At 45.5% G+C, this 5,706-nt stretch carries 4 protein-coding genes; 3 read left to right on the top strand and 1 reads right to left on the bottom strand.

What is annotated here, in order from left to right:
• Positions 1-166: 166 nt before the first annotated feature.
• Positions 167-1,699: a peptide MFS transporter gene (locus AAC033_RS18090; RefSeq protein WP_339740752.1), complete on the bottom strand. Its 1,533-nt coding sequence runs from the start codon at positions 1,697-1,699 to the stop codon at positions 167-169.
• Between the two features lie 192 nt (positions 1,700-1,891).
• Here AAC033_RS18090 and AAC033_RS18085 point away from each other — a divergent pair, with 192 nt between their 5' ends.
• The 3 genes from AAC033_RS18085 to pepD all read left to right on the top strand — a co-directional run.
• A complete protein-coding gene (locus AAC033_RS18085; RefSeq protein ID WP_339740750.1) occupies positions 1,892-3,403 on the top strand; it encodes an NAD(P)H-hydrate dehydratase in 1,512 nt (503 codons plus the stop codon).
• A 115-nt stretch (positions 3,404-3,518) separates the two neighbouring features.
• Positions 3,519-4,607, top strand: a complete 1,089-nt coding sequence (locus tag AAC033_RS18080) for a DUF4831 family protein (protein WP_339740749.1) — start codon at positions 3,519-3,521, stop codon at positions 4,605-4,607.
• Between the two features lie 223 nt (positions 4,608-4,830).
• On the top strand, positions 4,831-5,706 hold an 876-nt coding region (gene pepD / locus AAC033_RS18075; RefSeq protein ID WP_339740747.1), incomplete at its 3' end, for a beta-Ala-His dipeptidase.

Raw genomic sequence — 5,706 nt, 5'->3', positions numbered from 1 at the left:
GGTTTCGTACTCGGAACATTAATTCCAAAAGATGAGTTGACTTGTTACTCAGACTTTTTCCATAAGAATTTGAGGTGATCCAAGTTTTCTTCCTTTTATTTTTCTGAAATAAAAAACCCGAACTGGAAAGCCCGGGTTCTTTTACTATCTTTTTTTAAGGAATTGCTTATTTGATCCCCATCATCATTTTCTTTAACCAAGGCGAAAGCGCAACTAAAATCAGGGCGATAATAGCCGATTGAATGGCGATAAGCCAGAAAACCTGCACTTCCTGACCCAATGCTGCCTCCAGTTTTATGGAAATAGCTTTCATTTGAGAGGCGACAAAGTTACCGGCTGCAAACGAACCCATCCAAACACCCATCATGGTTGAAACGAGTTTTGGAGGCGACAGTTTGGTTACCATCGATAATCCGATTGGTGACAGGCATAATTCTCCAAAGGTGTGTAACATGAACACCATCACCAGCCAAAGAGGGCTGACCAGCAAAATTCCTCCGTCGGCCGCTCCCGAGGTTGATCGAGTGTAGGCGATGGCCATAACTACAAAGCCAAGGCTTAGCATGATCATTCCCCAGGCAAATTTCATCGGGGTGTTGGGGTTGAGTTTCTTTTTATCGAGTTTAAGCCACAGAATACTGAAAAGCGGGGCGAAAAGAACAATGAAAATAGCATTCACACTTTGGAACCAGCTGGCCGGAATCTCCCAGCTGCCAATCATTCGTTGGGTGTTATCGCGTGCAAACACATTAAAGGTTGTCCCGGCCTGTTCGAAACCACTCCAGAAAAAGATGTTGAACACGGCAAGCACCAGAATCACCGCTACCCGGCTCCATTCTGTCTTCCCATTGGTGCCGCGGAAAATGCTTAACAGCAAATAGGCGGTAGCGCCGGTAGCCAGAATTCGGATCAGCCAAGTGCGAACTGTTTCTGAAACCGAACCCCATCCAAGAATAAGTCCTAAAATCAGTGCAACCAAAATGACTACATAGATGACGATGCTGACCCAGTCTTGAATAATCAGGCGTACCCTTCCGTTTTTCACACCGGGAGGCATTCCAATGGATCCAAGTGTATGACTGCGGATAAGAAACCAGGTTGTTCCAATGAGCATTCCAACTCCAGCCGACATAAATCCATATTCCCATGCGATCTGTTCTCCCAGGTAACCTGCAACAAGCGGCGAAATAAACGCTCCGAGATTGATACCCATGTAAAAGATGGTGAATCCACCATCTTTCCGGGGGTCGTTGTTGTCGTATAGTTCACCCACCATGGTGGAGATATTTGGTTTGAAAAACCCATTTCCCATAATCAGGATTCCCAATCCGGAAAACAGGAGTGTTTTGCGAAGTTCCAGGTCTCCACCATCAGCCATGGCGCTTGCTGCAAGCATAAACTGTCCGACAGCCATTGCCAAACCACCAATGTAAATGGTTTTTCGTTGTCCCAAAACTTTGTCAGCCAGCATTCCGCCCAGAATTGGAGTCACATAAACCAGCCCGGTGAAAATGCCGTAAATGGTAAAGGCATCCAGTTCGGCCATTTCAAATCCGCCATTGGCAAATGTAGCCGTTAAAAACAATACGAGTAAAGCCCGCATGCCATAGTAACTAAATCTTTCCCACATTTCGGTGGCGAATAAAGAAGACAGCCCAACCGGGTGTCCGAAGAAAGCGGTATTCTGATCTTTAGCCATAGCTCTATATTTTTGTAATGAGGGAAGCAAATATAAACATCTTTTTGCTTCTATAGTTGGGCAAATGTCAGCATTATTGATTGTTCAGTATCTGGGATGGATCGATTTTGCCTATTTTCGATCGAAATTCCCAGGAACGAGAGTCTATGGATTTTGCCAATGTTTTCGTAATTTCGGCAAAAGTCCATTCTTATGAAGATCTTTACTACGAAACAAATAGCAGCAATTGATCAGTTTACGATTCAAAATGAACCCATTGCTCCGATTGATCTCATGGAGCGTGCGGCTCTCCAGATTGTCAACTGGCTGATTCATCATCTTTCGAACGAAAAAAAAATCCTCTTCTTTGCAGGTCCCGGAAATAATGGGGGAGATGCGCTGGCCATTGCCCGCATGATGGCTGAGCATGACTATTTCTGTGAGGTTTACCTGGTCGATTTTGGAAAAACACTTCAAGGAGAGCCGGCTGAAAACTGGCGCCGACTTGAAGAACAGGGTAAAGTGAAGTTAAGCCGAATTGAAAGCAAGGAGTCAATTCCTGTGATTTTGGATGATATTGTTGTTGTGGACGGCTTATTTGGATCGGGCCTTAGCCGGAAATTGGACGGTTTGCCTCTTCAAATTGCAGAGAAGGTCAATCACTCCAAGGCGATGGTTGTTGCCATTGATATTCCGAGCGGTTTGTTTGGAGAAGATAATTCTGAGAACGATTTGACTACGGTGATTCGGGCTGATTATACCTTGACGTTTCAGTTTCCCAAACTCAGTTTCTTTTTTCCCGAGCATGGTGATTTGTTGGGAAAGTGGGAGGTGCTTCCGATTGGATTGCATCCGGAAATTATTGCAAAGACTGAAACGCCCTTCTGTTTTCTGAACGAAGAAGAAATTGCAAAAAAAGTTCCTGTTCGGAAGAAATTCTCGCATAAGGGAACCTATGGGCATGCTTTGTTGATTGCAGGATCGTACGGAAAAGTTGGTGCAGCTTTATTGGCATCCAAGGCTTGTTTGCGTTCCGGAGTTGGTTTATTAACAGCACACATTCCTCATTCGGCTTACCAAATCATTCAAACTGCCATTCCCGAAGCCATGTGTTCGATTGATGCATCGGATTTGATGTTTACCGAATTTCCAGATTTAAAGCAGTTTTCTGCTGTTGGGACAGGCCCGGGCTTGGGTGTCAAGCCCAATTCAAGAAAAGCGTTACTCCGCTTGCTGGAAGCGGCACCTTCGAAATTGGTGCTGGATGCCGATGCCTTGAACATCCTGTCCCTGCATCCCGAATGGCTGGAATTGCTGCCTGAAAACTCAATCTTAACTCCTCATCCAAAAGAGTTTGAGCGCCTGGTGGGGAAAACCGAAGATTCGTATACCGGCTTGCAAGTTCAGTCGGCGTTTTCGAAAAAATATCAGGTCATAGTGGTGTTAAAAGGAGCTCACTCCCGAATCACTTCGCCTGACGGACAGGTGTTTTTTAACACGACTGGGAATCCCGGAATGGCCACCGCCGGAAGTGGGGATGCCTTGACGGGTATTATCTTGGGTCTTCTTGCTCAGGGATTTGAGCCACTCGAAGCTGCTTTGGTTGGGGTTTTTGTTCATGGGTTGGCTGGCGACCTTGCGGCAACGCAGTTCGATGAATTGTCATTGGTTGCAAGCGACCTCATAGAGAATCTGGGAAAAGCTTTTTTACAGCTCAGAAAATAAACGACCAGGTTTTGGGTTATTGTTTTGATGAAGTGGGGGAAAAAGTTCTAATTTTGCCTTTTACGTTTCATCGTAGTATAGTTAATTTTGACTTCAATTTTAAAAGATAAAGCACATGAGAATCTATTTGATAATGTTTCTTTTCCTGGTTTCGACAACGCTTGTTTCCGCTCAAAGAAAGAAGGATGACGGAACCGTATTGGTGTCAACCGAAGGAGTGATCTACAGTTTGCCTCGCACGGGAATACGGATTAATGTACAGGCGAAGCAGGAGAAATTTTTCCACGGTCCCTATTTTCAGTATGCCGAAGCGATGCTTGGATTGAAAAATGCGCCTTCCGGCGATTTTGAGCGCTGGAGTATCACCGATATTCAGATTGAAACTTTTAGCGAAGCGGATCCTGATCAGGTTTACAAATCAACCGGCATCGCAGCCTCCATGCTTAGCCTGACCGAGGCCGGAATATTAGCCGGAGTTAATTCTGCAGCGGTGCCGGGCGATGCGGCTTTTGCTGTTTCAACCTTTTTAGGAGATACCAAAACACCAGACTATCCGTTTGCTGATTTGTCGTTGAACCCGTTTTTTGAAGTTGGTGACTCTACTGCCAGACGTGCCTTGGTAACCAAATCGCTGGAAGAGAAAGCACAGGAAGCTGCCCACACTATAACGAAGTTGCGCAAACGCCGGTTTAAGTCGCTGGCCAACGCTTACGAAGTACAGCTCCCGGACGGACGTGCGTACGAGTTGATGGTGGGAGAACTCGACAAATTGGAAGAGGAATATGTTGGCTTGTTTATTGGCAAGACCTACACTAAGACTTTTGAATACAGCTTCGATTTTATTCCGGGTGAGAATTCTGTTTCGGGCGAAGTCGCTTTCCGTTTTGCTGAAAATAAAGGTGTACTTCCGAAAACTGATTTAAGTGGGAAACCTGTTGTTGTGGATATGAAAAAGCTGGATAACTTGGCTTCGGCGCAAGGAAAACTGAACGCGGAGGGAGGCTCTAGTGGCGTTTTTTACCGCGTGCCCGGTCAAGCTGAGATTAGAATAATGAACGGGATGAACTTGATAGCCGCGACCCGGGCAACCATTGCCCAATTCGGAACGGTTGCTCCGCTGCCCGAAAGCTTATTGGATGGAACTTACCGGATTGCCTTTCATCCAAAAACGGGAGCAATAAAAAGCGTACTGGATGTTGAATAAACAGCTTGAAATAATCACTTTTACCAGTCCCTGTCAAAATCTGGATAAGCTTTAAAATCGTGCCCTGTGCCAGAGTTTGGTTCGGGGCTTTTTTTGACAATGACTGATATATGTCAAAACAAGTGTGAGCGTTAAATTGTATTTTTAGTGAATTAAGATCATCAAACTATCGAATGGGTTGACGACTTTCATTAGCAGTCCATCGAAATAAATACCACATATTATGAGTCACCAGATTGTCGAATTGGAACCAAAAAGACTTTGGAAGAATTTTTACCAGCTGACACAAATACCCCGACCTTCCAATCATGAAGAACAGGTTCAGGAGTTTATCTATCATTTTGGAAAGGATCTGGGCCTGGAAGCCATTAAAGATGAGGCTGGTAATATTATCGTTCGTAAACCTGCCACAGCTGGAATGGAAGATCGCCAAGGCGTAATTCTTCAGGGACACCTGGATATGGTGCCTCAAAAAAATAGCGACAAAGAGCATGATTTCACGAAGGATCCGATTGAAGCCTTTGTGGATGGTGAGTGGGTAACGGCCAACGGAACAACGCTTGGCGCCGACAATGGTATTGGTGTGGCCGCTGCAATGGCGGTGCTGGCTTCGGATGATTTGGAGCACGGACCGCTCGAAGTTCTTTTTACGGCTACCGAAGAAACCGGCATGGATGGTGCCGAAGGATTGAACCCAGGGGTTTTGCAAGGTGAAATCCTGTTGAATACAGATTCAGAAGATGAAGGCGAATTGTACGTTGGCTGCGCTGGTGGCGAAGATGCAAACATCCGTTTTACCTATTCCGAAGCAGAGGTTCCTGCAGGCGATGTTGCTTTTGAGCTAAACGTTACAGGATTGAAAGGCGGCCATTCAGGCATGGACATTGTTTTGCAGCGTGGAAATGCGAATCAGGTCTTTTTCCGAATACTTAATGAAGCACATCAGCAGGTTGGTGCCCGTTTGGCATCCATTAATGGAGGCAGCTTGCGCAATGCTATTCCCCGCGAAGCTTTTGGTGTAATTACTGTTGATGCCCCGAAGGCTGATGAGTTGAAGCAAGTTGTTGATCGTGAGTTTTTGTCGGTTAAAGCAGAATTG

The sequence above is a fragment of the uncultured Sunxiuqinia sp. genome (genome assembly GCF_963974515.1).
Taxonomy (GTDB): Bacteria; Bacteroidota; Bacteroidia; order Bacteroidales; family Prolixibacteraceae; genus Sunxiuqinia.
Note: the sequence above shows the minus strand (reverse complement) of the source record. Positions and strands in the feature narration are given on the sequence as shown.

Excerpts from the sequence above, each read along its gene's own strand:
- AAC033_RS18085 (WP_339740750.1), top strand. The coding sequence starts at position 1,892 with ATGAAGATCTTTACTACGAAACAAATAGCAGCAATTGATCAGTTTACG.
- AAC033_RS18090 (WP_339740752.1), bottom strand. The coding sequence starts at position 1,699 with ATGGCTAAAGATCAGAATACCGCTTTCTTCGGACACCCGGTTGGGCTG.
- AAC033_RS18080 (WP_339740749.1), top strand. The coding sequence starts at position 3,519 with ATGAGAATCTATTTGATAATGTTTCTTTTCCTGGTTTCGACAACGCTT.